This is a genomic window from Halorhodospira halophila, from assembly GCF_016653405.1.
Classification (GTDB): domain Bacteria; phylum Pseudomonadota; class Gammaproteobacteria; order Nitrococcales; family Halorhodospiraceae; genus Halorhodospira; species Halorhodospira halophila_A.
Map to the genome: position 1 here is coordinate 33,638 of NZ_NHSN01000001.1, position 24,270 is coordinate 57,907.

Here is a 24,270-nt window from a genome sequence, read left to right on the forward strand (position 1 = left end):
CCTTCGGTCAGCCGTCGGGCGGTTGGTCGGCTGGGTGGATGATGATGAGTACGCCCAGAGCTGGATGGTCCAGGTAATGGAGCTCGCCGCTGCGCATGCGGCGGTTTTCTTGCATACGGTGGAGCGGGGCCCGAATCTGCTCGGCCTCATCGATCTCCCGCCCGACCGCTCGCCAGTGCAGACGCAGATCGACTGCGGCGTGGAGGAAGCGCTCCCGATAGATGCGGATCAGCCCGAAGGCCGGGGGCTGATACTGTGGGTCGCGGAGTTCCTGGTTCCGGGCCTCGGCCTCGGTGGGCGGCGTCCAGTGGTAGGGCACAGGGACCGCTACGGCCCGGTCCCGCCCGACGCCCGGCTGCAGCCAGGCGAGGTGGTACAGCGGCTGGTAGGCGTCGGATCGGGTCAGGGCTCCCCAGTGGGCGGTTAACCGCCGCCGCTCGGCGGGCAGGCAGTGTAGGCGGGTCTCTTGGGCGTCCAGATCGTCGGTCTCGATTTCGGCCGAGGCCGGGTCGTCCTCGATGCCGAGTTCCCGCCGGCTCGCCTGGTCGCTTCCACATCCGGCCGGAATCTGCCAGAGCGGGTAATGGGGGAGGTCGGCGCGGGTTGGCCAGCGCTCGGCGTGGCGCCCGCCCTGTTCCCACTGCCGGAAGACGATGACCTCCACCTCGTACCATTCATCCGCCTCGGCCGCCTGTGCCGACACGGACACGCCCGCGCCCCCGGTGAGCAGAAGCGTCGCGCTCAGTACCACGCCCGCAAGCCCGCGACGCGGTCTCCGCGTGCCGGGAGTCACCCCTCTCATCCTGCCACCTCCTCGCTGGCGTGAAGCCTCTCCAGAAGTCGCTCGATCACTTCGAAGCGGGTCTGCTCATCGCTGAGATCGGCACGGACGTGGAGACGCTGCTGCCCGTCCAGGCGGTACTTGTCGGGCTCCTGCTGAACCATCTGAACCAGGCGAGCCGGATCGATTTGGGGCTGTGGGCCGAACTGGATGGTCCCGCCGGAGGGGCCGGCCTCGATCTTGCGAATGCCCAGCGCCTCGGCCCGAAGCTTGAGGGCGGCCGTCCGGAAGAGGTTGCGTGCTGCATCGGGCAGCAGGCCGAAGCGGTCGATCATCTCCACCTGGAGCTCTTCGAGGTCGGCGTCGCTGCGGGCGCTGCTGATCCGCTTGTACTGCACCAGGCGGGTGTGGACATCCGGCAGGTAGTCGGCCGGGAGCAGGGCGGAAAGGCGCAGGTCCACCTCCACACCGCTCTCCAGCTCGGCCTCCGGTGCCGGATCGCGTCCGGCCTTGAGATCCTTGACCGCCCGCTCGAGGAGCTGACTGTACAGCGTGAACCCGACCTCCTGGATCTGTCCGCTCTGCTCATCGCCGAGCAGCTCACCGGCGCCGCGGATCTCCAAGTCGTGGGAGGCAAGCGCGAAACCGACGCCGAGGTCCTCGAGCTGAGAGATAGCCTCCAGACGCTTGAGCGCGTCGGCGGTCATCGCGCTCGGCGGCGGCGCGAGCAGATAGGCGTAGGCCCGGTGGTGGGAGCGCCCGACGCGGCCGCGAAGCTGGTGCAACTGGGCGAGCCCAAAACGATCGGCCCGATGGATAATGATCGTATTGGCGGTGGGGATATCGATCCCCGATTCGATGATCGTGGTACACACCAGGATATCGAAGCGTTGGTGGTAGAAGTCGAGCATCACCTGCTCGAGTTCCCGCTCGCGCATCTGGCCGTGGGCAACACCGATCCGCGCTTCCGGCATCAGCTCACGCAGATGGTTGGCGGTGCGATCGATCGTCTTGACGTCGTTGTAGAGGAAATAGGCCTGCCCGCCCCGCTGGAGTTCCCGCTGGCAGGCCTCGCGGATGAGGCCGTCGTTCCATTCGTGGACAAAGGTCTTCACCGCCAGGCGTCGCTCCGGCGGCGTGGCGATGATCGACAGGTCCCGGATACCCGCCAGGGACATGTTTAGGGTGCGCGGGATGGGCGTGGCGGTCAGGGTCAGGACATCGACCTCGGCGCGGAGGCGCTTGAGCCGTTCCTTCTGCCGGACGCCGAAGCGCTGCTCCTCGTCGATGATCACCAGCCCCAGGTTCTTGAACTGGATCTCGCTGCCGAGCAGCTTGTGGGTGCCGATGACGATGTCGGCTTGTCCGTTGGCGATCCGATCCAGGGCCTGCTCGTTGCCCTTCTTGCCCGTGAAGCGCGACAGCGACTCGATGCGCACGGGCCAGTCGGCGAAGCGGTCGGCGAAGTTCTGGTAGTGCTGCTGCGCCAGCAGGGTCGTCGGCACCAGCATGGCCACCTGGCGCCCGGCCTGCACACCGGCGAAGGCGGCCCGCATGGCCACCTCGGTCTTGCCGAAGCCGACATCGCCGCAGACCACCCGGTCCATGGGCTGATCCGAGCGCAGATCCTGAAGGACCGCCTGGATGGCCGCTTGTTGGTCCGGTGTCTCTTCGAAGGGGAAGGCGGCGGCGAAGGCCTCATAGGCCTCGTCGTCGAACAGACAGGCATCGCCGGCCCGGGCCTGACGCCGCGCGTAGAGGTCGAGCAACTCGGCGGCCACGTCGCGGGCGCGCTTGGCCGCCCGGCGCCGCGCCTTATCCCACTGATCGCTGCCCAGGCGGTGCTGCGGGGCCTCATCGGCGTCGGCCCCGGTGTAGCGCGAGATCCGATCCAGCGCGGAAACCGGGACGTAGAGCTTGTCGCCGCCCGCGTACTCGAGGGTGAGGAATTCGGTGGTAACGTCCCCGACGGTGAGGCTCTGCAGGCCGACATAGCGGCCGACCCCGTGGTCCTCGTGGACCACCGGGGCGCCCTCGTGCAGGTCGGAGAGGTCGCGGATCACCGCCGCGGGGTCGGTGGAGGCACTGGAGCGCCGGCGCCGGCTTTGCCGGGCGCGCTCGCCGTAGAGCGCGCTCTCCGGAATGATAGCCATCCCGTCAATGCGCGCGCCGCTCTCCAGCGGGGCGACGGTGATCGCCGCCGTCGCGTCGCCGTCGAGGAATTCGCGCCAGCCACGCACCGGCTCAGCCTCGATGCCGGCTCGGGTCAGCCGTTCCTGCAGCCCCTGGCGGCGTCCGGCGCTCTCGGCAGTGAACAGGACCCGTCCGTTGTGTCCGGCGTGGAAGTCCTCGAGCCGTTCCAGTGGTCTTTCCGCCTGGGGCCGGGCGGCCAGCTCGGGCAGGGCGCTGACTTCGGCCTCGGCGCCGCGCCCGGGTTCGGTGTGCAGCGCCACCTGGGGGCAGCGGTTGAGGCCGGCGCGTAGCTCGTCCCCGTCGAGGAAGACTCGACGGGGCGGCAGTGGGGGACGGTCCATATCGCCAGTGCGCTGCTCGTAACGGTCCTGAACCTGCCGCCAGAAGCTGTCCGCCGCTTCGTCGACCCCCTCCAGACGCACAGACAGGGTCCCTTCCGGCAGGTAGTCGAACAGCGTGGCCGTCTCCTCGAAGAAGAGCGGCAGGTAGTACTCGATCCCCCCGGGGATGCGGCCCTCGCTGACGGCGCGATAGAGGAAGCTGCGCCCCGGATCGCCCTCGAACTCGGCCCGGAATGCCTGTCTGAAGCGGGTGACCCCGTCCTCGTCGGTGGGGAACTCCCGGCCCGGCAGTAGCTCGATGGCGTCGACCTTCTCGGTGGTGCGCTGGGTCTCGGGATCGAAGCGGCGCAGGCTCTCGACCTCGTCGTCGAACAGGTCGATGCGATAGGGCGTTTCGCCTCCCATCGGGAAGAGATCGAGTAGGGCGCCCCGGACCGCGAATTCACCGTGTTCGCCGACCTCGGGGACGCATCGGTAGCCGGCGGCCTCCAGACGTCGGCGCATGGATTCGATCTCCAGCTGGTCGCCGGGACGCAGCATCAGCGATCGACCCTCGAGCCAGCCGCGCGGCGGCAGGCGATGCATGAGGGTTGCCACCGGAACCACCAGAACGCCGCGGTCCATCCCCGGCAGGCGGTAGAGCCCGAGCAGACGCTCCGAGATGATGTCCTGATGCGGGGAGAAGACGTCGTAGGGCAGGGTTTCCCAGTCCGGAAAGCCGAGCACGGACGCGTCGTCTCCCAGGAAAAAACCGAGCGCCTCTTGCAGGGCGGCGGCCTGCTGCGGCGTTCCGGTAACTGCGATGACTGGTCCGTCATGCTGCCGGGCGGCTTCCGCGATGGCTAGCGGCTGGGCCGCGCCGAGCAGCCCGGACCAGTCCCGCCGCTCGGCGGGGCGTCGGGGTAGGGGCAGATCGCCGAGCAACACGCCGCTAACCGCTCCGGCTCCAGCCGAACAGCCAGGTCTCGGGGTCGGGGATCGGCTCCCGCGCATTGAGCTGACGCATGCCGTAGATACAGCGTACGAGCAGCCAGATGGTCAGGAACACGCCGAGCAGGAAACCGAGGCCGTAAAGGGGCATGGTGATGATGGCCACTGCGAAGATCAGCAGACCGATCCAGAAGGTGTTGATCTGGAATTGGTAGTGGCTCTGGACCCAAGGCGCTGCGTCACGGCGCTGCATATAGGCGATGATCACCCCGATGACCGCCGTCAGGCCGATGAACAGACTACCCAGGTGAAGGATGTAGACCGCCCACGGGGCGACGCCGGGGGGCGTGTCGGCGGGCGGCTGCTGGCCGTTTTCCGTCTCTTGCATCGGTTCGCCTCACACTAGCGGATACCAGAGGCTGAGCATATTACCAGCCCGGCGCGGCGCCGTCCTAAGCGTCTCCCGGGGTGTCGAGGTAGCGCCGGGCTAGGCCTTGGTAGGCTTCAATGCGCCGGTCGCGCAGGAACGGCCACATGCGCCGGACCTCCTCGGTGCGGTGGAGGTCGAGGCGGACAACGAGGACGGTCTCTTCCTCGCCGCCGCGGGCAAGGATCTCGCCCTGTGGGCCGCAGACGAAGCTGCGGCCCCAGAAACGGGCGGCCGGCTCGGTGCCCACCCGGTTGCACGCTGCCACCGGTAGGCCGTTGGCGATGGCGTGACCGCGCTGGATGGTCTCCCAGGCCTCGAGTTGCCGCGCCTGCTCATCGGCGGGCTCCTCCGGGGCGAAGCCGATGGCGGTGGGGTAGAGCAGGATTTCGGCCCCGGCGAGGGCCATGAGCCGGGCTGCCTCCGGGAACCACTGATCCCAGCACACCAGCACGCCCAGCCGCCCGGCGGAGGTGTCCACGGGGGTGAAGCCGCCATCGCCGGGGGTGAAGTAGAACTTCTCGTAATAGTCCGGGTCATCCGGAATGTGCATCTTACGATAGGTGCCGGCCAGCGTGCCGTCGCGCTCGAGCACCACCGCGGTGTTGTGGTAGAGCCCGGCCGCCCGGCGTTCGAAGAGCGAGCCGATGACCACCACGCCGTGTTCAGCAGCCGCCCGGCCCAGCCGCTCGGTCCCCGGGCCCGGGATGGGCTCAGCTGCGTCGAAATGGGCCGGGTGCTCCTCGTAACACGGGTAGTGCCCGCAATGTAGCTCCTGAAGCAGGACCACATCGGCCCCCGCCTCGGCGGCGCGGGCAATCCCCGCCTCCGAGCGTTCCAGGTTCTCTTGCCGGTCCGCACTGCACGGATGCTGGACCAGACCGAGCGTGGTTTGGCGGCTCATGCCTCGTGAACCCTCCCTGCGCCCGCAGTTGGCGCGGCCAGACCATCGACGATGACGCCCTCCGGCAGCTGCATCGTGGCGCAGTGAATGCTGCCGCCCTGGCGAATGAGGTCCCGCGCCGGCACCCGGACGATATCGCGATCCGGGCAGGCCTGGGCGAGCCGCGCGCAGGCCACTGCATCCGCAGGGTCGTCGTAGACCGGCACCAGCACGGCGCCATTGATGAAGACGAAATTGGCGTAGGTCGCGGGGAGGCGGTTGCCATTTTCGTCATGGATCGGGGCCGGGAGGGGCAGCTCGATCAGCCGGTAGGGCTCGCCGTGGAGGGTGCGTGCGGCGCTCAGCTCGGCGCGCAGCGCCTCCAGCGGTGCATGATGCGGGTCATCGCGGTCCTCGCAGACCGCGTGGGCGATGGTGTGGCGGTCGACAAAGCGGGCCAGCATGTCGACATGGCCGTCGGTGTCGTCGCCGCAGAGCCAGCCCGACTCCAGCCAGAGTACACGGCGGACGCCGAGGCGGGCGCGGAGCTGGGCCTCCACTTCCTCGCGCCCGGAATCCTTGTTTCTATTGGGGTTGAGCAGGCAACGCGAGGTGGTCAGCAGGGTGCCGGCGCCGTCGCTGTCGATGCTGCCGCCTTCGAGGATCCACTCGATGCGCCGGTAGGACTCCCCCCCGACGACGCCCTCCTCGGTGAGTCTCCGCGTCAGGCGGTCGTCCTCGGCGGCGGCATAGCGCCCGCCCCACCCGTTGAAGCGGAAATCGAGCAGCTGCGCCCGGCCGCCCGCGCGCAGGACGGTGATCGGGCCGTGGTCCCGTGCCCAGACATCGTCGGAAGGCGCTTCGCTAAAGATCAGGCGCTGCGCCGGAACCCCCGCGGAGCGCAGGCGGTTGCGCACGCGGCCACTGGTTCGGCTGTCGGGACAGACGACAAGTACGGGCTGGTACTGCGCCGCAGCCGCAGCCAGGCGCTCGAGATTAGCCTCGGCGGCGGCGAGGTGTTCGCCCCAGTCGCCGCCGGAGTGGGGCCAAGTGAGCATCAGCGCTGCCTGGCGCTCCCATTCGGCGGGGAGGCGCGGATGTTGGCAATCGGGGTGAACGGGCGCGGACATGGCGTTGGTCGGATCCCGAAAAGGCGACACGGACTATACCCGATCACCGAGTCATGTAAAGGGTATGAGCGATGTGCCGCGGACGCGTAGACTGAGCGCGGATCAAGCCCGGGGGAGCCGTGTCGTGGAATTCGAGCAGGGGTTGACGGAGGCGCGACTGGTCCGCCGTTACAGGCGTTTTCTTGCCGATGTGGAGGACGCTGGCGGCCGACAGTGGACCGTGCACTGCCCGAATACCGGCTCGATGCTCGGTTGCACCGAGCCTGGCTCGCGGGTGTGGCTCAGCCACTCCGCGCGCCCCGGTCGGAAGTATGCGCACACCTGGGAACTGGTCGAGCTGCCGGGGTCGATCGTAGTGGGGGTGCACACTGGGCGCGCCAACGCGCTGGTCGGCGAGGCGCTGGATGCCGGATTGCTGCCCGGGTTGTCGGCTTACGCCACGCGTCGCCGCGAGGTCCGGGTGCCGGACGCCCCCATGCGTGCCGACTGGCTTCTGGAGGACCATCCGGGCGGGGAACCGCCGTGCTTTGTTGAGGTCAAGAACGTGACAGCGGCGGTGGAGCACGGCCGGGCGCTGTTCCCGGATGCGGTCACCGAGCGCGGGCGGCGGCATCTGGAGGTCCTTGCCGACTGGGTCCGCGGTGGTGGCCGTGCCGCCTTGATCTTCTGCGTGCAGCGCAGCGATGCGCTGGAGGTGCGTCCGGCCGAGTCGATCGACCCGCGCTATGCCGAGGCGCTGCGCGAGGCCGCAGCGGCGGGCGTCGACCTGCGGGCGATCCGGCTGCATCCGAGCGCCACCGGGATCCGCCCCGACTGTCCCCTGCCGGTCCATCATCAAGAGGAGCCGTAGTCCGTTGTTCCGACCTGTAGAGCTGTTCATCGGCCTTCGCTACACCCGGGCCCGCCGGCGGGGGCACTTCGTCTCGTTCATCTCCATGACCTCGATGATCGGCATCGCCCTGGGCGTGGCGGCCCTGATTACCGTGCTCTCGGTCATGAACGGGTTCGAGCGTGAGCTGCGCGAGCGGATCCTCGGCATGGTCTCGCACGCCGAGGTGCATGGCGCTCAGCGCCAGGTGGATGATTGGCCTGGGGTGCTGGAACGCGCCGAGCAACATCCCCGTGTGGTGGGGGCCGCGCCGTTCATCGACGGAGAGGTCATGGTGACCCGCGGCGGCCAGGTTAGCGGGACGCTGGTCCGTGGCGTGGATCCGGATCGGGAGCCTCGTGTTTCCGATGTGCTGGATCAGGTCATCGCCGGGGATGCGCAACTGGAAGCCGGGGAGTTCGGGCTGATCATGGGCTCGGCCCTGGCGCGCGAGCTCGGCGCACGGATCGGCGACCGGATTACCGTGATCACCCCGGAGGCCCGTGTCTCTGTCGCCGGCATTACCCCCCGCATGCGGCGTTTCACGCTGACCGGTATCTTCGAGGTGGGGATGCACGAGTACGACCGGACCCTGGCCATCGCCCATATCGGTGATATGGCGCGGGTCCAGGGCATGGGCGACGCGGTCAGCGGCATCCGGCTCAAGCTCGACGACATGATGGCCGCGCCCTGGCTGGCCCGCGAGGTGGCCAACGAATTGCCGGGGCACTACCGGGTGGTGGACTGGACCCGCCAGCACGCTAATTTCTTCCGGGCGGTGCAGACCGAGAAAACGGTGATGTTCGTCATCCTGGCGCTGATCGTGGCGGTGGCGGCCTTCAACATCGTCTCGACGTTGGTGATGGTCGTCCGCGATAAGCAGGCCGATATTGCCATACTGCGCACCGTCGGGCTGAGCCCCGGCAGCGTCATGGCGGTGTTCATCATCCAGGGGGCGGTGATCGGCGTCGTCGGGACCGCGCTCGGGGTCGCCGGAGGTGTATCACTGGCGCTCAACGTGGAGAACATCGTCCCGGCGGTGGAGCAGCTGCTCAATTTCGAGTTCCTGCCCGCCGATGTCTACTACATCAGCGATCTGCCCTCCGAACTGCGTGGCGAGGACGTGGGGCGGATTACGGCACTGGCGCTGGTGCTGTCCCTGGTCGCCACGCTCTACCCGGCGTGGCGGGCGGCACGCACCGAGCCTGCGGAGGCGTTGCGCTATGAGTGATGCCCAGGTGGTCATCGACTGTCGGGGGGTGGCCAAGCGTTTTAGCGAGGGGCCGCAGGAGATCGAGGTCCTCAGCGGTCTGGATCTGCGCGTGCGCGCCGGTGAGCAAGTGGCCGTGGTCGGGCCATCCGGCTCCGGCAAGAGCACCCTGCTGCACATCCTCGGCGGTCTTGACACCCCTTCCGCCGGCGAGGTCCACGTGGCCGGCCAGCGGATCTACGACCTTAAGCAGGCGGCCCGCGGGCGCCTACGCAACGAGGCGCTGGGGTTCGTCTACCAGTTTCACCACCTGCTGCCGGAGTTCACGGCTCTGGAGAACGTTGCCATGCCGCTTCTCATCCGGCGCGAGCCAGCGGCACGGGCGCGTGCCACGGCGGCCGGGCTGCTCGAGCGGATCGGGTTGGAAGCGCGCATGAGCCACCGCCCGTCGGAACTCTCCGGAGGTGAGCGGCAGCGGGTGGCCATTGCGCGCGCCCTGGTGACGCGACCGAAGTGCATCCTCGCCGATGAGCCTACCGGGAATCTGGATCGTCATACGGCCGAGCGCGTGTTCGGGATGCTGCAGAGCCTTAACGAGGAACTCGGTACCGCGCTCGTCTTCGTGACCCACGACCTGGACCTGGCGCACCGCACCGAGCGGGTCTACAAACTCGAGGACGGCCACCTGCTGGCGCAGCAGGGGCGGTCGCAGGAGCCGGCGTCGGGCTAGCGGTCAACGCTTGTCGCCGCCTTGCTCCTGCGCGGTGATACTACGGCGTCGGTGAGCGATGCGGATCCGGCGCTGGTTGCGCTCGCGGTGGACGGCGTAGCGCCAGATCAGCAGGACCGCAATGTAGGTGATGACCCCGGCAAGCGCCCCGAGCACCAATGATCCGGTTAGCACCGGCTGCCAGGCCTGGTTCAGATTGCCCAGGAACCACTGCACGGTGTTGTCGTAGTCGAACTGTTCAAACTCCGCGCCGAGCAGCCACGCGCCAGTGCGGTAGCTGGCGTAGATCATCGGCCCCATGGTCAGGGGATTGCTCACCCAGACCAGAATCACGGCGAGGATCAGATTAACGCGGACCAGGATGGCGATGACCGCGGCCAGCAGCATCTGCAGCGGGATGGGCAGGAAGGCCACGAACACCCCGATCGCGACACCGCCGGCCGTCGAGCGGCGGTTTAGGTGGAACAGGAACGGATCCTCAAGCAGTCGGCCCAGGAAGCCGAAGCGCCCCTGCTGCTTGAGCCGCTGCAGATCCGGTAACGTTCCCTTGAGCCACCGTCGCATGAATGTTCCTCGATACCTGCCTGACCGGGCCGCTGTCCAAGCCGGGGCGCTGGCGCCCCGGCGGGGTTCTCAGCTAGCCTAACCGACCACGCATACGCCAAGGATGGCTGATGCGAGCCGGATCGCTTGCTTTCGCGGCCGGAATCGTACTGGTCGTGAGCTTGTTACGGGAGCCCCCCGGCGTCCTGTCGGTCGTGGCGGCGACTGCCACCGCGCTCGGGTGGGCCCTGATCGCCCCGCGTGGTTGGCGCTGGCCGGCTGCCGGTTTGCTGGGTTGCGCTTGGGCCCTGCTCAGCGCCTGCTGGCTCTTGGCCCACGAACTCGACCCGGGCCTGGATGGTACGGACGCCTGCCTAGAAGGGCGGATCGTCTCCATCCCCGAGGTTGAGAGTCATCGAACGCGTTTCGAGTTCCGTCCGGAGCGGCAGGTCGAGGGCAAGCTGACCGATCCGTTGCCGCGTCGGGTTCGCGTGGACTGGTACGGTGCGGGGGAGGGCCAGCCGGGCCCCGGGGAACGTTGGCACCTCTGCCTGCGCTTGCGCGCCCCGGACGGCTTCCTCAACCCGGCGGGTTTCGACTACCAGCGCTGGCTATTCCAGCACCGCATCGGGGCCACGGGCTACGTGCGGGATGCGGATCGCGCCGAGCGCCTGGCCGGCCGCTGGCAGATGGATCGGCTCCGAGCGCGGATTGCCGAGGTGATGGCCGAGCGGCTCGGCGATTCGCGGTATCTGGGGCTGGTCCAAGGGCTCGGCGTCGCGGTGCGCGCCGGAATCAGCGACAATCAGTGGGACGTGCTCTCGGTTACCGGGACCGCCCATCTGTTGGCCATCTCCGGGCTGCACATCGGTCTGGTCGCCGGATTGGCCGGGATGCTGGCTGGCGTGCTCTGGCGCTGGATCCCGCCACTGGTTCGCCGGGTGCCGGCGGTGGTCGCCGGCACCCTGGCCGGAGCGCTGGCTGCTGCGGGCTACGCGGCCCTGGCCGGTTTCACCCTGCCCACCCAGCGCGCGCTGGTTATGGTGCTGGTCTTCGCGGGGGCGCTCGCCCTGCGCCGCCCCCTGAGCCCTTGGCACAGTCTCACCGTGGCCGCGGCCGCCGTCCTGGCCGTCGACCCCTGGGCGCCCCTCGGGGCCGGATTCTGGCTTTCATTCGGGGCCGTGGCCATCATCCTGGCGGCTACGACGGGTCGGCCGGTGCAGCGCGGTCCGCTGCCCTGGCTGCGCATTCAGACGCTGGTGGGCATCGGCATGTTGCCCGCGACTGCCGTCTGGTTCGGGCACTTGCCGTTGCTCTCGCCGCTGGCCAATCTCTTGGCCGTGCCATGGGTCAGCCTGCTGGTAGTGCCCCCGGTGCTGGCTGGTATCGCCCTGCATCCCCTGGTGCCTGCCTGGGGCGGCTGGTTGTGGCAGGCCGCGGAGGCCTCGCTTGGCCTGCTCATGTCGGTGCTCGGCTGGATGGCCCAGGCCTTCGGGGCCGTCGAGGTGCCTGCCCCCTCGGCGGGCGCCGTGGCTCTGGCGGTTTTCGGGGTGGCGCTGGTGCTCGGTCCGCACGCCTTGCCCGGGCGCTGGTTGGCCGGTCCGTTACTAGCCCTGCTGCTGCTCGGCCCGGGCGACCAAGGGGGTGGGCAGACTGCGCGGGTGGTGGTCTTCGACACCGGCTCCGGGCTGACCGCGCTGCTCTGCGACGGGGAGCGCGCGGTGGTCTATGGCGGCGGCCCCGGCGGAGGGCTCGATGCGGCGAGCGTGGCCGTGGAGCCGTTTCTCGAGGCCCGGGGGCTAACCCTCGAAGCGTGGCTGGTACCGCGCAAGCAGTCCCCCTGGGACGGGGCCGTGGCCGAAGCGCGGCAGCGCTGGGCGGACGCCGAGTGGTTGGGAGCCGGGCGCGAGGCGGAGACCGATGGGTGGTCCATCACCCTGGGCAGTCTGACGCTGCGGGCCACGCCCCTCGACGAAGGGGCATGGGGGCTCGATGTGGAGGGCCGGGCGGATGACCTGTCTTTGCGACCGGAACTCGATGCCGACACTGCCGGATGGGTCGTGGGGGCGGCTGGCTGCGCCGAGGACCGAGGTACGTGCAGCGCGGCCGTCGCGCCAGAGGATGGCCGGATGCTGCGCACCGACGAGCACGGGGCACTAATCCTTAGCGACGATGGGCGCACATGGCAGCTGCGCAGCGAGCTGCAGCGCAGTGGCCGGATCTATCATCGGGGCGGTGCGGCTGCGTCGGCGGGCGGGATGCTTTAGAATCCGCCGCCACGCCCACCCGTTTCCGGACTGCGCGCCCTTGACCGACCCCGGGGAGTGATCATGCTTGAGCTCATCCAGGCCGGCGGCTGGCTGATGGTGCCGATCCTGATCGGCTCCGTGCTCGCCCTGGCCATCATCATCGAGCGTTTCTGGACCCTGCAGCAGCGGCGGATCCTGCCCCAGCCGCTGCGCGGTCGGGCCTGGCGCCTGGCGCAGGAGCATGAGCTCGAGGCCCATCACCTAGAGACGCTCAAGGAGAGTTCACCGCTGGGCCGGATCCTGGCGGCCGGTCTGGCCAACCGGCACCACGGCCGCAGTGTGATGGCCGAGGCTATTGAGGATGCCGGCCGACACGAGGCGCACCGTCTCGAGCGCTACCTGAATACACTGGGCACGATCGCTGCGATCAGCCCGCTGCTGGGCCTGCTGGGTACCGTGATCGGGATGATCAAGGTGTTCGGTGCGATCAGTGCCGAGGGGCTTGGGGACATGCAGGCGCTCTCCGGGGGTATCGCCGAGGCGTTGATCACGACGGCCTCCGGGCTGACGGTGGCCATTCCGGCGCTGATGGCGTACCGCTATCTGCGCGGGCTGGTGGATGACCGCGTGGTCGAGATGGAACAGGAGGCCATGCTGCTGCTAGAGGCCAGCGATCCTGAGCGCTCGGCACAGCGCGATCGGGGGACAGCTTGAACCTGCGACGCCGCCAACGCCGGGACGAGCCAGATCTCAATCTGACGCCGCTGATCGACGTCGTCTTCCTGCTGCTGATCTTCTTCATGGTGACCACCACCTTCGTCGATCAGGTCGGCCTCGACATCACACTGCCCGAGGCCGAACAGGAGACCGAGGAAGCGCAGCCCCGTTTGCTCGAGATCGGCATCAGCGCCGAAGGGGAGTACTTCGTCGACGGCAGCCCCCTGGTCAATCGGGAGATCGACACCCTGGTCCGGGCACTGGAGGAGGCGCGGGAGGCCGGAGACGTTGCCGGCATCGTGGTCCGCGCCGACGCTGATGCTCCGCACCGGGCCGTGGTCCGTGCGCTCGATGGGGCCGGCCGGGTCGGTATCGATCGCGTTTCCATCGCCACCACACGCTCCGACGACCCGTGAGGGAGACGGTTTGAGCACGCAAGCACAAGCCCCTGGGCAGCCACTGCCCGACAGCGCTCGGACGCGCAAGCTGGATCGCCGGACGTGGCCGACGTTCCGTCGGCTGTTCGTCGGGTACGTCCTACCGCACTGGAAGGTGGGAGTGGTGGCGATCCTGGCGATGCTGGCGCTTGCCGGCACGCAGACCGGCGTGGTGGCGTTGATCCGGCCGCTGCTCGATGACGGTTTCGTCGAGCAGGATGCAGCCACGATCCGCTTTTATGCGTTGCTGCTGATCGTGTTCATCGTTTTCCAGGGCGTTGCTCACTTCACCTCCCACTATCTGATGACCTGGATCGGTCGCCAGCTGGTCAAGCGTTTGCGGCTGGACGTTCACGACCGGCTGCTGGTCATGCCGAATTGGGTCTTCGACCAGCAGTCCTCGGGCCGGTTGGTTTCCAAGCTCACTTATGAAGCCGAGCAGGTGGCCGGTGCGGTGACGCGTGCCGTCTTGAGCCTAATCCAGGACGGCGCGCGGGTGGTCTTTCTGCTGGGCTACATGACCTACCTCTCACCGTGGCTGATGCTGATCGTGCTCGGGGTTCTGCCCGTGGTCGGTGGGATCATCGCCTACATCACCAAGCGCTTCCGCAAGATCAGCAAGCGCATCCACCACGCCGTCGGTGGCGTGGGCAGCGTGGCCGAAGAGAGCGTGCACGGTTATCAGGTGGTCAAGGCCTTCGGGCAGGCGGATCGCGAGCGGCAGCGTTTCGAGCGCGTGAACGAGCGCAACCGCAAGCAGTTCATGAAATTCATGGCCACCAAGTACGCCTCGGTTCCGCTGATCCGCCTGGTTGCCGGCATCGCCCTGGCGGTGGTGATCTACCTTGTCACCGTCGATGCGGTGGTTGAGACCATAACTGTGGGTACTTTTGTCTCGTTTGCCGGCGCTATCCTGTTGCTGAATCCGCCGCTCAAGTCCCTGGTCGCTGTCAACGCGACCATCCAGAAGGGGCTGACGGCTGCGCAGAGCATCTTTGATGTGGTGGACGCCCCGCAGGAGCCGGATCATGGTACACGGGGCATTGATCGCGCCGGGGGGCACGTCGAGCTGGAGGGTCTACGGTTCTCCTACGACGGTGAGCGGGAGGTCCTGCGCGGGATCGATGTGGATGTGCAGGCCGGCGAGACCGTGGCGCTGGTGGGGCCGTCGGGCAGCGGCAAGACGACGCTGGTCAATCTGCTGCCGCGCTTCTACGAGCCGACCGGCGGTGAGATCCGCCTCGACGGGCTGCCGCTGCAAGAGTACCGGCTGGCCGATCTGCGCCGACAGTTCTCGATGGTCGGGCAGAATGTGATGCTGTTCAACGCCTCGGTGGCCGACAACATCCGCTTCGGGGCCCAGGGGGCGGTGAGCGATGACCAGGTCCGCGCGGCAGCGGATGCCGCCAACGCAACCGGCTTCATCGAGGCCCTGCCGCAGGGCTTCGAGACCGAGGTGGGTGAGGATGGGGTGCTGCTCTCCGGCGGGCAGCGCCAGCGCATCGCCATAGCCCGGGCGGTGCTCAAGGATGCTCCGATCCTGATCTTGGACGAGGCGACCTCGGCGCTGGACACGGAGTCCGAGCGACACATCCAAGGGGCGCTGGAGCGTCTGATGGAGGGCCGGACGAGCTTTGTCATTGCCCACCGGCTCTCGACGGTCGAGAACGCGGATCAGATCCTCTTCCTTGACGGCGGACGAATCGTCGAGCGCGGTACGCATCGCGAGCTGCTCGAACGCGGCGGGCGATACGCCGGGCTGTACCGGATGCAGTTCGAAGACCGCACCGATCCTCCGGTGGAAGGGTAGGCTGATGTCCGTCCCGCGCTTCTGGCTGGAAGGCGGTCCGGCAGCGCGCGCTCTAGCGCCGCTCGCCGCGTTCTACGGGGGTGTGGTGGCGTTGCGTCGGGGACTCTACCAGCGCGGCTGGCTTGGCCGTCCGGTATCCCCCGTGCCGGTGATCGTGGTCGGCAACCTCTTTGTCGGTGGCACGGGCAAGACCCCGCTGGTGGCGTGGCTGGTCGCCCGGTTGCGGGAGCAGGGTTGGCAGCCGGGGATTGTAGCGCGCGGTTACGGCGGTCGGGCCGGGAAGGGGCCGGTGACCGTGACTGCGGAGTCGGACCCTGGGCAGGTGGGTGACGAGCCGGTGTTGCTTGCGCGGCGTTGCGGGGTGCCGGTACGGGTCGGTGCTGATCGCCCGGCCGCGGTACGCGCGGCCTGGCAGGCGGGCTGCGATGTGGTGGTCAGTGACGACGGGCTACAGCACTACCGGATGCGGCGAGCCGCCGAAATCGTGGTTCTGGATGCGCGGCGCAGGCTGGGCAACCGGCGACTGCTGCCGGCCGGGCCGTTGCGGGAACCGGCCGGTCGGCTGGCCACAGTGGATATCGTTGCGGTGAACGGCGACGCGGTCCCCGAGGGCGATAGCGTGTTTCGTCTGCGTCCGGGCTCCCCCCTTGCCGTGGATGGCAGCGAGCGGCCCTGGCCGGATGGCATGGCCCACGCCGTGGCCGGTATCGGCCATCCCGAGCGGTTCTTTGCTTCCCTGGAGGAGGCGGGGATCCGCGTGGCGGAACGTCACGTATTCCCAGACCACCACGCCTTTTCACCGGGGGACTTTGCCTTTGTCGATGAGCGGCCTGTCGTGATGACCGAGAAGGATGCCGTGAAGTGTCGAAACCTGCCCGGGGTAGACCGCCTCTGGTACCTGCCCGTGGAGCTGGTTCCCGGAGCGAAGCTATCCGCAGCGGTGACCGGGCTGATCGACCGGCTCGGTACCCGGGAGGAGCGGCCATGACCCCCCCAGCGTTCACCGTCGTCATACCGGCTCGCTTCGGTGCTTCCCGGCTGCCCGGTAAGCCGCTGGCCAATCTGCTCGGCGAGCCGGTGATCCGGCATGTACACCGGCGGGCGGTCGAGAGTGGCGCGGAGCGCGTTGTGGTGGCTACCGACGACCGGCGCATTGAATCGGCTTGCCTCGACTTCGGGGCGGAGGTTTTATTAACCGCCCCGGATCACCCGACCGGCACGGACCGCATTGCCGAGGTGGTCGATCGGTTGGCGCTAGTCGATGACGCCATCGTGGTCAATCTGCAAGGCGATGAGCCGCTGATGCCGCCGGGGTTGGTCACTTTGGTGGCCGAACGACTCGGGGCCGATCCCGGAGCCGCCATCGCCACGCTGGCAACCCCGATCTCGGAGGCCGGTGAGCTTTTCGAGCCCTCGGTGGTCAAGGTGGTGCGGGACCGGCGTGGCCACGCCCTGTATTTCAGCCGGGCGCCGATCCCCTGGGACCGGGAGCGCTTCGGCGCGATCGATGACACGACGGTGGCGGCCGGCGGGTGGCTCAGGCACTTGGGGCTGTATGCTTACCGCGTCGCCTTCCTGCGCCGCTTCCCGGGGCTGGAACCGGCGCCGCCGGAGCAGCTTGAGTCGCTGGAACAGCTCCGGGCACTGTGGCACGGTTTTGCGATCCAGGTTGCCGTCACCGAACAGCGTCCGGGTCCCGGCGTCGATACGCCGGCCGACTTGGAGGCAGTGGCTCGACGACTGCAGTCACCTCAACCGTAAAAAGGTGCGGTCTCTGTAGGGTGCAGGTTTCGTGGAACCGACTGATCAGGAAAGCAAAATGAAGATACTTCTAGTTTGTATGGGCAATATCTGCCGTTCGCCGACAGCGGAGGGGGTGCTGCGCCAGCGCCTGCGCGAGGAGGGACTTGACCACCACGTGGACCTCGACTCCGCGGGCACCCATGACTTCCACGTCGGCAAAGGGCCGGACCAGCGCGCCCAAGAGGCCGCGCGGCGGCGCGGGGTCGACATCAGTGACCTGCGTGCCCGCCAGGTGGAGCGCTACGACTTCCAGGAGCACGATCTGATCCTGGCTATGGACGAGGCCAACCTCGGCATCCTCCAAGCCGATTGCCCGCCGAAGCACAAGCACAAGCTCGGACTCTTTCTCGATTACGCCCGCACCCGCAGTGAGCGGGAGGTGCCCGACCCGTACTACGGCGGTGAGCGCGGTTTCGAGCACGTGCTCGACTTGATCCAGGATGCCGCCGATGGGCTGATCGACGAGGTACGCCGGAACCAGGGCTAGTCACGAAAGACTGCGGGCGGCGTGACGCCGCCCGCAGTCAACCGTTATTGGGCGGATAGGGCGGCGGTTACTCGGCCTTTTCCGCCCCTTCACCTTCCGCGTGGGTCGAGGTGCGATCATCGCTGGTTGGTGATGATGCCTCGGTTCCGGATGTAGAAGCCTGCTTCGGTCGGCGCGGACGCCCCGAGCGGACCTGTTTGCGCCCGCCGTTGCCCTGGGCCGCATCGTCGGCGCTTCCCCGGGGCGCGGGGCCAGCAGACGGCTGTGAGGGCTGTACATCCCCGGTCTCCGCGCTCGGGGTAGGGGCGGTCTTCTCCGCTTTCGCCTCCGCGTGGGTGGCGGGCTTCTGTTCCGCGCGCGCCTTTCCGTTGTCCCCCGGTTTCCGGTTCCCCTTGTCTGGCCGCGGGGCATCTTGCTGCCCGCCCGCGCTCGGGGGCTGTGTATCCGCCCGGTCCGGCGCGTTTGCAGGTTTGTCCGGCGTCTTCTCCGCATCCGCGCCCGCCGGCGTGGAAGTGGCGGGCGATGCGGCAGCCGCCGGGTCAGGTGCCGGGGATTCCGGCCCCGTGTCGCCGTTCTCCTCCGCGCCTGAGGCGGTGGTGGATCCGTCGGCGTGCTCGTTGCCGTTGCTGGAGCGACGGCGCCGGCGACCCCCGCGGCGCCCGCGGCGGCTGCGACCGCTGCGGGCGGAGCGGGCTTCGGCGTTGCGGGAGGTGTCGTCCTGACCCGCTGCCGCCGAGGGGGTGTCCTGCCGGGTGCTGCCGCTGTCAGCGTCCGTGGTCTGGGCATCGTCCTCCGGGGGCTCGGCGGTGGCCTCAGCCTTGCCGTTGCCACCGGCATTCTTGCGCTTGCCGCCCGTGGAACGCCCTTTGCCGCCGTTGCCACCGTGCCCCTTGGTCTCATCCGGGGCGCGGGGCGCTTCGCTCGACGCGCCCTTCGACGGGCTCTCCTGCTCGTTTTGCTGCTGACCGTTGCCGCCCTCGCTGGCACCACCGCCGGGGCTGCGTCGACTCCGGCCGCCGCCGCGGGAGCGGCCACCGCGCCGGGTTCCCCGTCTGTTCTGGCCGGTGCTGGAGCCGTTGCCATCACTGGAGCTCCGCTCGCTCCGGGACCGTGGCTTCTTCTCGCGTCCGGAATCCCCCTCTTCGGTGCGCTCGTCGCCGGGCGCGCTCTGGAACAGCAGGCCGCGGAGACGGCGGAAGATCGAACTCAGCGGGGCATCCTCCTCCTGGTGGCCATCCCCGGCTGCAGCGTCCGATGTTTGTTGCGATTCCGGCGCGGGCGCCGGCGCGCTGGGGGTTACACCCTGCACGGCGGGTGCCGGTGGCCGGCTGGCCGGCAGGCCCGCTTCGATGACGGTCGGCTCCGGCGCGGGTGTCGCCAGGTTGTAGCTGGAGCCGCTCTGCTCGAGCCCCTCGTCGGTACGCACGCGCTGGACGTCGTAATGCGGGGTCTCCAGGTTGCGGTTCGGGATCAGCAGGACGTGCACGCCGTAGCGGTGTTCGAGCTCGGCGATCTGGGCCCGCTTTTCGTTGAGCAGGAAGGTGGCGACCTCGATCGGGAGCTGGGCGAGCACGCGCCCGGTCTTCTCCTTCATCGCCTCTTCCTCGATGATGCGCAAAATCGACAACGCCAGGGACTCGACGCTGCGCACCGTGCCCTGGCCGCCGCACCGACCGCAGACCTCTTGGTGGGCCTCACCAAGCGAGGAGCGCAGGCGCTGCCGGGACATCTCCAGAAGGCCGAACCGGGAGATTCGCCCGATCTGCACCCGGGCCCGATCCGCCTTGACCGCCTCACGCAGCCGATTCTCCACCTCCCGCTGGTGGCGCGGCGGACCCATGTCGATGAAGTCGATCACGATCAGGCCACCGAGGTCGCGCAGGCGCAGTTGCCGGGCGATCTCGTCGGCGGCCTCGAGGTTTGTGTTAAGCGCCGTCTCCTCGATGTCAGCACCCTTGGTGGCGCGCGAGGAGTTGATGTCGATGGAGATCAGCGCCTCGGTATGGTCGATGGCGATCGCACCGCCGGAAGGGAGGCGCACGTCCCGCTGGAACGCCGACTCGATCTGGCTCTCGATCTGGTAGCGCGAGAAGAGGGGCACCGGGTCGGTGTATTGCTTGAGCTTCTGCCGGTTGTACGGCATGACCTGCTCGATGAAGTCGCGCGCCTTGGCGAAGACCTCGTCGTCATCAACCAGGATTTCGCCGATGTCCGAGCGGAGATAGTCGCGCAGGGCGCGGATGATGACGTCGCTCTCCTGGTAGACCAGAAACGGAGCGGCGCGCTCGGCGGTGGCGTTCTGGATGGCGTCCCAGAGCTTGAGCAGGTAATCCAGGTCCCACTGGAGCTCTTCGGTGCTGCGCCCCACGCCCGCTGTACGCACGATCAAGCCCATGCCCTCCGGGACATCGAGCTGGCGCAGGCTTTCACGAATCTCGGCGCGATCGGAGCCTTCGATCCGGCGGGACACGCCGCCGGCCCGGGGGTTGTTCGGCATGAGCACCAGGTAGCGCCCGGCCAGGCTGATATAAGTGGTCAGCGCGGCGCCCTTGTTGCCACGCTCCTCCTTATCGACCTGGACGAGGACTTCCTGGTTTTCGCGCAGGCCGTCTTTCGGCGTGTTCCGCTGACCATCCGCCGAGGTGAAGTAGGCGGGCGCGATTTCCTTGAAGGGCAGAAAGCCGTGGCGCTCCGCACCGTACTGGACGAACGCGGCCTCCAGGCTCGGCTCAACCCGGGTGATGATCCCCTTGTAGATGTTCGCCTTTTTCTGCTCGCGGGAGGGCGCCTCGATGTCGAGATCGTAGAGGATCTGGCCGTCCACCAGCGCAACGCGCAACTCTTCCGGCTGAGTTGCGTTGATCAGCATTCTTTTCATGGGTGCGCAATCTCCGCAGCCCTGCCGCCATCGCTTCCAGGCCGCCGGACAGGACGGACCGGTACGTCGGCGTCGTATCTGGCCACGCCACCAAGGGCCGCTCGGGCGACATTGGTGGCGCCGACCAGGCGGCGAGCCAGACCATCCAGTGCGACAGATCCGTCCGTGTCATCCGCGCTCGACTCCTGTTGAAGGGGCGCAGGGCTTGTTGGTCGTGGTCAAGTGGCCCGCGCCGCGTCCGGGCGCGGGCCCGTTGTCTCGTTCTGGTGCTGCAATCAGTGCCGCACGAGGTGCGACACTGCATGAAACCCGTCGTCGCGGATCCCGGCTTAACCGGTCGCCACGTGCGGCTAATTGTATCAGTGACTTGCGTCACCCTTCAAATTTCTTCTTTTGCTAAAATTTCCGAATGAGTGCCTCTGATCCCAAGGTTCGACACCATCAGGTACTGGCCGAAGAGGCCGGGCAACGAATCGACAACTTCCTCCTGCGCCAGCTCAAGGGCGTTCCGCGCAGCCGGATCTATCGCCTGCTGCGCAAGGGGGAGGTCCGGGTCGACGGGGGGCGGGCGCGGCCCACGCGCCGCCTGAGCACCGGGGAGGTGGTGCGCATACCGCCGGTTTCGGGGCAGCGTCAGCCCGCTGAGGTCGCTTCCGGCGGGCTGCCCGACGGCCTAGAGGCGCGACTGCGCGATGGGGTCCTCTACGAGGATGAACGGCTGCTAATCCTGGACAAGCCGTCGGGGCTTGCTGTGCATGGCGGTTCTACCGTGCGTGTCGGGTTGGTCGAGGCGATCCGGGGTATTCGGCCAGACCTTCCCTTCGTTGAGCTGGTTCACCGGTTGGACCAAGAGACCAGCGGTTGCCTGATGTTGGCCAAGCGGCGCTCCACCCTGCGTCGGCTCCACGAGCAGCTTCGCCAGGGCAAGGTGGAAAAGCATTACGCCGCGCTTCTGGCCGGGCGGGTGCGTGGGGCGATGCCGGTGCGGGTGGACGCGCCTCTGGAGCGCCTGCCCGGCGCACCGCGGGATCGCCAGGTGCGCGTCAGCAAGCAGGGGCGGGCGGCGGTGACCGAATTCCGCCCGGTACAGCGGTGGGTGCGGGCGACTCTGGTCACTGCGCGGCTGGAGACCGGACGCACTCACCAGATCCGGGTCCACGCCCGCCATATCGGCCACCCGGTCGCCGGCGATGAGCGCTACGGCGATCGTGCGGCGAATGCCGCGCTGCGTGAGTGCAGCCTGCGCCGGTTGTTTTTGCATGCTTCATCGCTGCGATTCCAGCATCCGGACAGTGGGGAGCCCCTATGTATCGAGGCACCGCTGGGCGATGAGTTGCAGGCGGTGCTTGAGCGCCTGTCGCAATCCCAAGACGAGGAGTCAGCATGAGCGAAGAGACATCCGAGCGCGAAGCGCTACTGGAGCTGCTGAAGGAGAATATCCGCGAGCAGCGGCGGGCACGGCGCTGGCGCCTGATTACCCGCGGTGCCGTTCTGGCGGTGGTTGTCTTGGTGGCGATCTCCCTCGGGCGCCTTGATTTCGCTGCCGAAGAGGAGGTTGGCCCGCACACGGCTGAGGTGCGGATCGATGGTCCGATCATGTCGGATTCTGCGGCCAGCGCCGAGCAGGTGATCCGCGGCTTGGAGCGCGCCTTCGAGGCGGACGATGTCGCCGGGGTGGTGCTGCGCATCAACAGCCCCGGCGGGAGCGCCGTGCACGCCCGGCAGATCTACCAGGAGATCCGGCGTCTGCGCGACGAGCATGAAGACATCCCGGTCCATGCGGTCATCGAGGACGTCGGCACCTCCGGCGCATACTATGTCGCTGCCGCCGCCGACCGGATCCACGTCAACGAGTCGAGTGTCGTGGGCTCGATCGGGGTGATCATGGGCAGCTTCGGTATTGGCGAGGCGCTGGAGAAACTCGGCATCGAGCGGCGAATCTATACGGCCGGAGAGGACAAGGCCTTCCTCGATCCCTTCGCGCCGGAGAACGAGGACCATGTCGAGCACGTCCGCACTATGCTCGACGATATCCATGGCCAGTTCATCGCCGCGGTCCGTGACGGGCGCGGGGAGCAGATCGACGCAGCTGGAGCCGACGAGGAGCGCCTGTTCTCGGGGCTGATCTGGACCGGGCGGCAGAGTCTCGACAAGGGGCTTGCCGACGAGATCGGCAGTGTGCGCAGCGTTGCCCGGGACGTGATCGGCGAGGAGGAGCTCGTCGACTACACAGCCCGTCGGGACTTCCTCTCCCAACTCGCCGAGCGTTTCGGCACCGCCGTGGGGCAGGGGGTCTACCAGTCGTTGCAGAGTCTCGAGTATCAGCCCCGCTGATGTCGCGCTGCGGGCCGGCCACCGGGCCGGTCCGCAGCCGCAGGGGGATCAGGGCAAACGGTAGCCCTTGTCGCGCAGAAGCCGGGCGACGCCGATCAGCGGCAGGCCGATGAGCGCCGAGGGGTCGTTGCTCTCCACGGACTCCAGCAGAGCGGCACCAAGGCCCTCCGAGCGAATTGCCCCGGCACAGTCGAGGGGATGGTCGGCTCGGACGTAACGCTCGATGGTCTCTGCGTCGAGGCTCCGGAACCGGACCTGTACGGTTTCCAGCAGGTGTTCCTCGGCGCTGTCCTGGCATACGCAGACTGCGGTGAGAAAGCGCACGCATTGGCCGGAGTAGCGGCTCAGTTGCTCTCGGGCACGCTCTTCGCTTCCGGGCTTGCCGAGGATCTCGCTGCCGAGTGCCGCCACCTGGTCGCTGCCGATCACCACGGCTCCGGGGCGACGCTCGGCCACCGCCCGGGCCTTCTCCCGCGCTAGGCGCGCCACGGCGCCTTCCGGGGATTCGCCGCTGGCGATGGTCTCGTCAATAGAAGCGGCATCGATCTCAAACGGGATGCCCAGACGTTCGAGTAGCGCCCGACGATAAGGCGATGCGGAGGCCAGAATCAGCGATCCTGCTTCAGACATGGATTAAGACCCATTGGCTTGGAACGCCGTGCACCCTAGCGCCGTAAACGGCGCAGTGCCAGCACTTTACAGTATCCGGTGGCGGGGCTAGTATGCAGACCCTTATGTTGCCGGATGGGCTGGCTCCAGACGATTTTGGCACGCCGCCTCGTGTCCACCAGGGCACTCTGGCGCTGCCGACCATGCCGCGCCTGGCGCCATTGCTGGCGATCCAGGAAGGGCAGGCGTGGGCTCGCCTGGAAGGCAGCCTGGATGACGCGGGCCGGCGGGAACTGGCGGGGCGCATCGAGGCGGACGTGCCGCTGACGTGCCAGCGCTGCCTCGGGGTTTATTATCACCCGGTGGTCGTCGCCTTCCGGGTGGTCATCGTGGCGACCGAGGAGGAGGGCGAGGCCCTGCCCGACGAGCTGGAGCCCTATGTCTGCGGCTCGGCGGTTCGGCCCCTGCAGGTCGTCGAGGAAGAGATCCTGCTGGCGCTGCCGGTGGTGGCGCGGCATACAGGGGCGGATTGCACGCCCCCCGAACACGAGGCCGGTATCGCGCGGGAAGCCCTCAGCCCGTTTGCCAGCCTGCAGGGCAAGGTCCGCCGCCACGAGGCAGATGACTAACCAGGGCCCCGCCAAAAACGAATTTCTGAACCGATCGGAGTGATTAGACAATGGCCGTACAACAGAATCGCAAGACGCCCTCCAAGCGTGGTATGCGTCGCTCCCACGACAGCCTGAGCAAGCCGACGCTCGCCACGGAGCAGAGCACCGGCGAGACTCATCGCCGTCACCACATCAGCGCCGACGGCTACTACCGGGGCCGCAAGGTGACCCGCGGGCAGGACGACTGAGCCGCTCCGCCGTGGTCGTCATCGCGGGGTATTGCCCAGTCGTCGAGCGGG

At 68.1% G+C, this 24,270-nt stretch carries 22 protein-coding genes; 14 read left to right on the plus strand and 8 right to left on the minus strand.

All coding sequences use genetic code 11. The features are described from left to right. Positions 1-7: 7 nt before the first annotated feature. From CCR79_RS00150 to CCR79_RS00170, 5 genes are all read right to left on the minus strand, one after another. The gene (locus CCR79_RS00150; RefSeq protein ID WP_201167127.1) at positions 8-709 is read right to left on the minus strand and encodes a CsiV family protein; all 702 of its coding nucleotides are present in this window, start codon (positions 707-709) and stop codon (positions 8-10) included. Between the two features lie 89 nt (positions 710-798). After that, on the minus strand, positions 799-4,242 hold the full coding sequence (mfd, locus tag CCR79_RS00155) for a transcription-repair coupling factor (protein ID WP_201167129.1): 3,444 nt from the start codon (positions 4,240-4,242) through the stop codon (positions 799-801). A 4-nt stretch (positions 4,243-4,246) separates the two neighbouring features. Then, positions 4,247-4,633 (minus strand): DUF4870 family protein, encoded by a 387-nt coding sequence (locus CCR79_RS00160; protein WP_201167132.1) that lies wholly within the window; start codon positions 4,631-4,633, stop codon positions 4,247-4,249. A gap of 64 nt (positions 4,634-4,697) precedes the next feature. Next, on the minus strand, positions 4,698-5,576 hold the full coding sequence (locus CCR79_RS00165; protein WP_201167134.1) for a carbon-nitrogen hydrolase: 879 nt from the start codon (positions 5,574-5,576) through the stop codon (positions 4,698-4,700). Further along, complete coding sequence (locus CCR79_RS00170; protein ID WP_201167136.1) at positions 5,573-6,685, minus strand: agmatine deiminase family protein; 1,113 nt, start codon at positions 6,683-6,685, stop codon at positions 5,573-5,575. The genes CCR79_RS00165 and CCR79_RS00170 overlap by 4 nt, the downstream gene beginning before the upstream one ends. Positions 6,686-6,809: 124 nt before the next feature. Between CCR79_RS00170 and sfsA the strand changes: the two genes are divergently transcribed. Genes sfsA through lolD form a run of 3 tightly spaced genes read left to right on the plus strand, consistent with a single transcriptional unit; the run spans position 6,810 to position 9,493 of the window. Then, a complete protein-coding gene (sfsA, locus tag CCR79_RS00175) occupies positions 6,810-7,535 on the plus strand; it encodes a DNA/RNA nuclease SfsA (RefSeq protein WP_201167138.1) in 726 nt (241 codons plus the stop codon). 4 nt (positions 7,536-7,539) lie between these two features. Continuing rightward, the gene (locus CCR79_RS00180) at positions 7,540-8,784 is read left to right on the plus strand and encodes a lipoprotein-releasing ABC transporter permease subunit (protein ID WP_201167140.1); all 1,245 of its coding nucleotides are present in this window, start codon (positions 7,540-7,542) and stop codon (positions 8,782-8,784) included. Then, a complete protein-coding gene (gene lolD / locus CCR79_RS00185; RefSeq protein WP_201167141.1) occupies positions 8,777-9,493 on the plus strand; it encodes a lipoprotein-releasing ABC transporter ATP-binding protein LolD in 717 nt (238 codons plus the stop codon). Before CCR79_RS00180 ends, lolD begins: the two co-directional genes overlap by 8 nt. A gap of 3 nt (positions 9,494-9,496) precedes the next feature. On the opposite strand, the gene CCR79_RS00190 is transcribed toward lolD, so the two are convergent. Next, positions 9,497-10,057, minus strand: a complete 561-nt coding sequence (locus CCR79_RS00190; RefSeq protein WP_201167143.1) for a DUF2062 domain-containing protein — start codon at positions 10,055-10,057, stop codon at positions 9,497-9,499. 194 nt (positions 10,058-10,251) lie between these two features. Here CCR79_RS00190 and CCR79_RS00195 point away from each other — a divergent pair, with 194 nt between their 5' ends. The 7 genes from CCR79_RS00195 (at position 10,252) to CCR79_RS00225 (ending at position 17,539) form a co-directional block, all read left to right on the plus strand. Beyond that, a complete protein-coding gene (locus CCR79_RS00195; protein ID WP_207190251.1) occupies positions 10,252-12,303 on the plus strand; it encodes a ComEC/Rec2 family competence protein in 2,052 nt (683 codons plus the stop codon). 63 nt (positions 12,304-12,366) lie between these two features. Continuing rightward, entirely contained in the window at positions 12,367-12,999 is a 633-nt protein-coding gene (locus CCR79_RS00200) for a MotA/TolQ/ExbB proton channel family protein (RefSeq protein WP_201167161.1), read from the plus strand. After that, positions 12,996-13,418, plus strand: a complete 423-nt coding sequence (locus tag CCR79_RS00205; protein WP_201167163.1) for an ExbD/TolR family protein — start codon at positions 12,996-12,998, stop codon at positions 13,416-13,418. Before CCR79_RS00200 ends, CCR79_RS00205 begins: the two co-directional genes overlap by 4 nt. 10 nt (positions 13,419-13,428) lie before the next feature. Then, the gene (gene msbA / locus CCR79_RS00210; RefSeq protein WP_242510333.1) at positions 13,429-15,249 is read left to right on the plus strand and encodes a lipid A export permease/ATP-binding protein MsbA; all 1,821 of its coding nucleotides are present in this window, start codon (positions 13,429-13,431) and stop codon (positions 15,247-15,249) included. 4 nt (positions 15,250-15,253) lie between these two features. Next, entirely contained in the window at positions 15,254-16,237 is a 984-nt protein-coding gene (lpxK, locus tag CCR79_RS00215) for a tetraacyldisaccharide 4'-kinase (RefSeq protein ID WP_201167165.1), read from the plus strand. Further along, on the plus strand, positions 16,234-17,010 hold the full coding sequence (gene kdsB, locus CCR79_RS00220) for a 3-deoxy-manno-octulosonate cytidylyltransferase (protein WP_201167166.1): 777 nt from the start codon (positions 16,234-16,236) through the stop codon (positions 17,008-17,010). The genes lpxK and kdsB overlap by 4 nt, the downstream gene beginning before the upstream one ends. A gap of 58 nt (positions 17,011-17,068) precedes the next feature. Next, positions 17,069-17,539, plus strand: coding sequence for a low molecular weight protein-tyrosine-phosphatase (locus CCR79_RS00225; protein ID WP_201167169.1), 471 nt, complete (start codon positions 17,069-17,071; stop codon positions 17,537-17,539). Positions 17,540-17,606: 67 nt separating this feature from the next. Here CCR79_RS00225 and rne read toward each other — a convergent pair whose 3' ends face one another. Next, positions 17,607-20,417: a ribonuclease E gene (rne, locus tag CCR79_RS00230; RefSeq protein ID WP_201167172.1), complete on the minus strand. Its 2,811-nt coding sequence runs from the start codon at positions 20,415-20,417 to the stop codon at positions 17,607-17,609. Between the two features lie 409 nt (positions 20,418-20,826). Between rne and CCR79_RS00235 the strand changes: the two genes are divergently transcribed. After that, complete coding sequence (locus CCR79_RS00235; RefSeq protein ID WP_201167175.1) at positions 20,827-21,804, plus strand: RluA family pseudouridine synthase; 978 nt, start codon at positions 20,827-20,829, stop codon at positions 21,802-21,804. Next, the gene (locus CCR79_RS00240) at positions 21,801-22,751 is read left to right on the plus strand and encodes a S49 family peptidase (protein ID WP_201167178.1); all 951 of its coding nucleotides are present in this window, start codon (positions 21,801-21,803) and stop codon (positions 22,749-22,751) included. Before CCR79_RS00235 ends, CCR79_RS00240 begins: the two co-directional genes overlap by 4 nt. A gap of 48 nt (positions 22,752-22,799) precedes the next feature. Here the strand turns inward: CCR79_RS00240 and CCR79_RS00245 are convergent, their stop codons facing one another. Further along, positions 22,800-23,381, minus strand: coding sequence for a Maf family protein (locus tag CCR79_RS00245; RefSeq protein WP_201167181.1), 582 nt, complete (start codon positions 23,379-23,381; stop codon positions 22,800-22,802). A 92-nt stretch (positions 23,382-23,473) separates the two neighbouring features. Between CCR79_RS00245 and CCR79_RS00250 the strand changes: the two genes are divergently transcribed. Both CCR79_RS00250 and rpmF read left to right on the plus strand, forming a co-directional pair. After that, complete coding sequence (locus CCR79_RS00250) at positions 23,474-23,989, plus strand: YceD family protein (protein WP_201167185.1); 516 nt, start codon at positions 23,474-23,476, stop codon at positions 23,987-23,989. A gap of 50 nt (positions 23,990-24,039) precedes the next feature. After that, positions 24,040-24,219 (plus strand): 50S ribosomal protein L32, encoded by a 180-nt coding sequence (rpmF, locus tag CCR79_RS00255; RefSeq protein ID WP_201167188.1) that lies wholly within the window; start codon positions 24,040-24,042, stop codon positions 24,217-24,219. Positions 24,220-24,270: the final 51 nt, after the last annotated feature.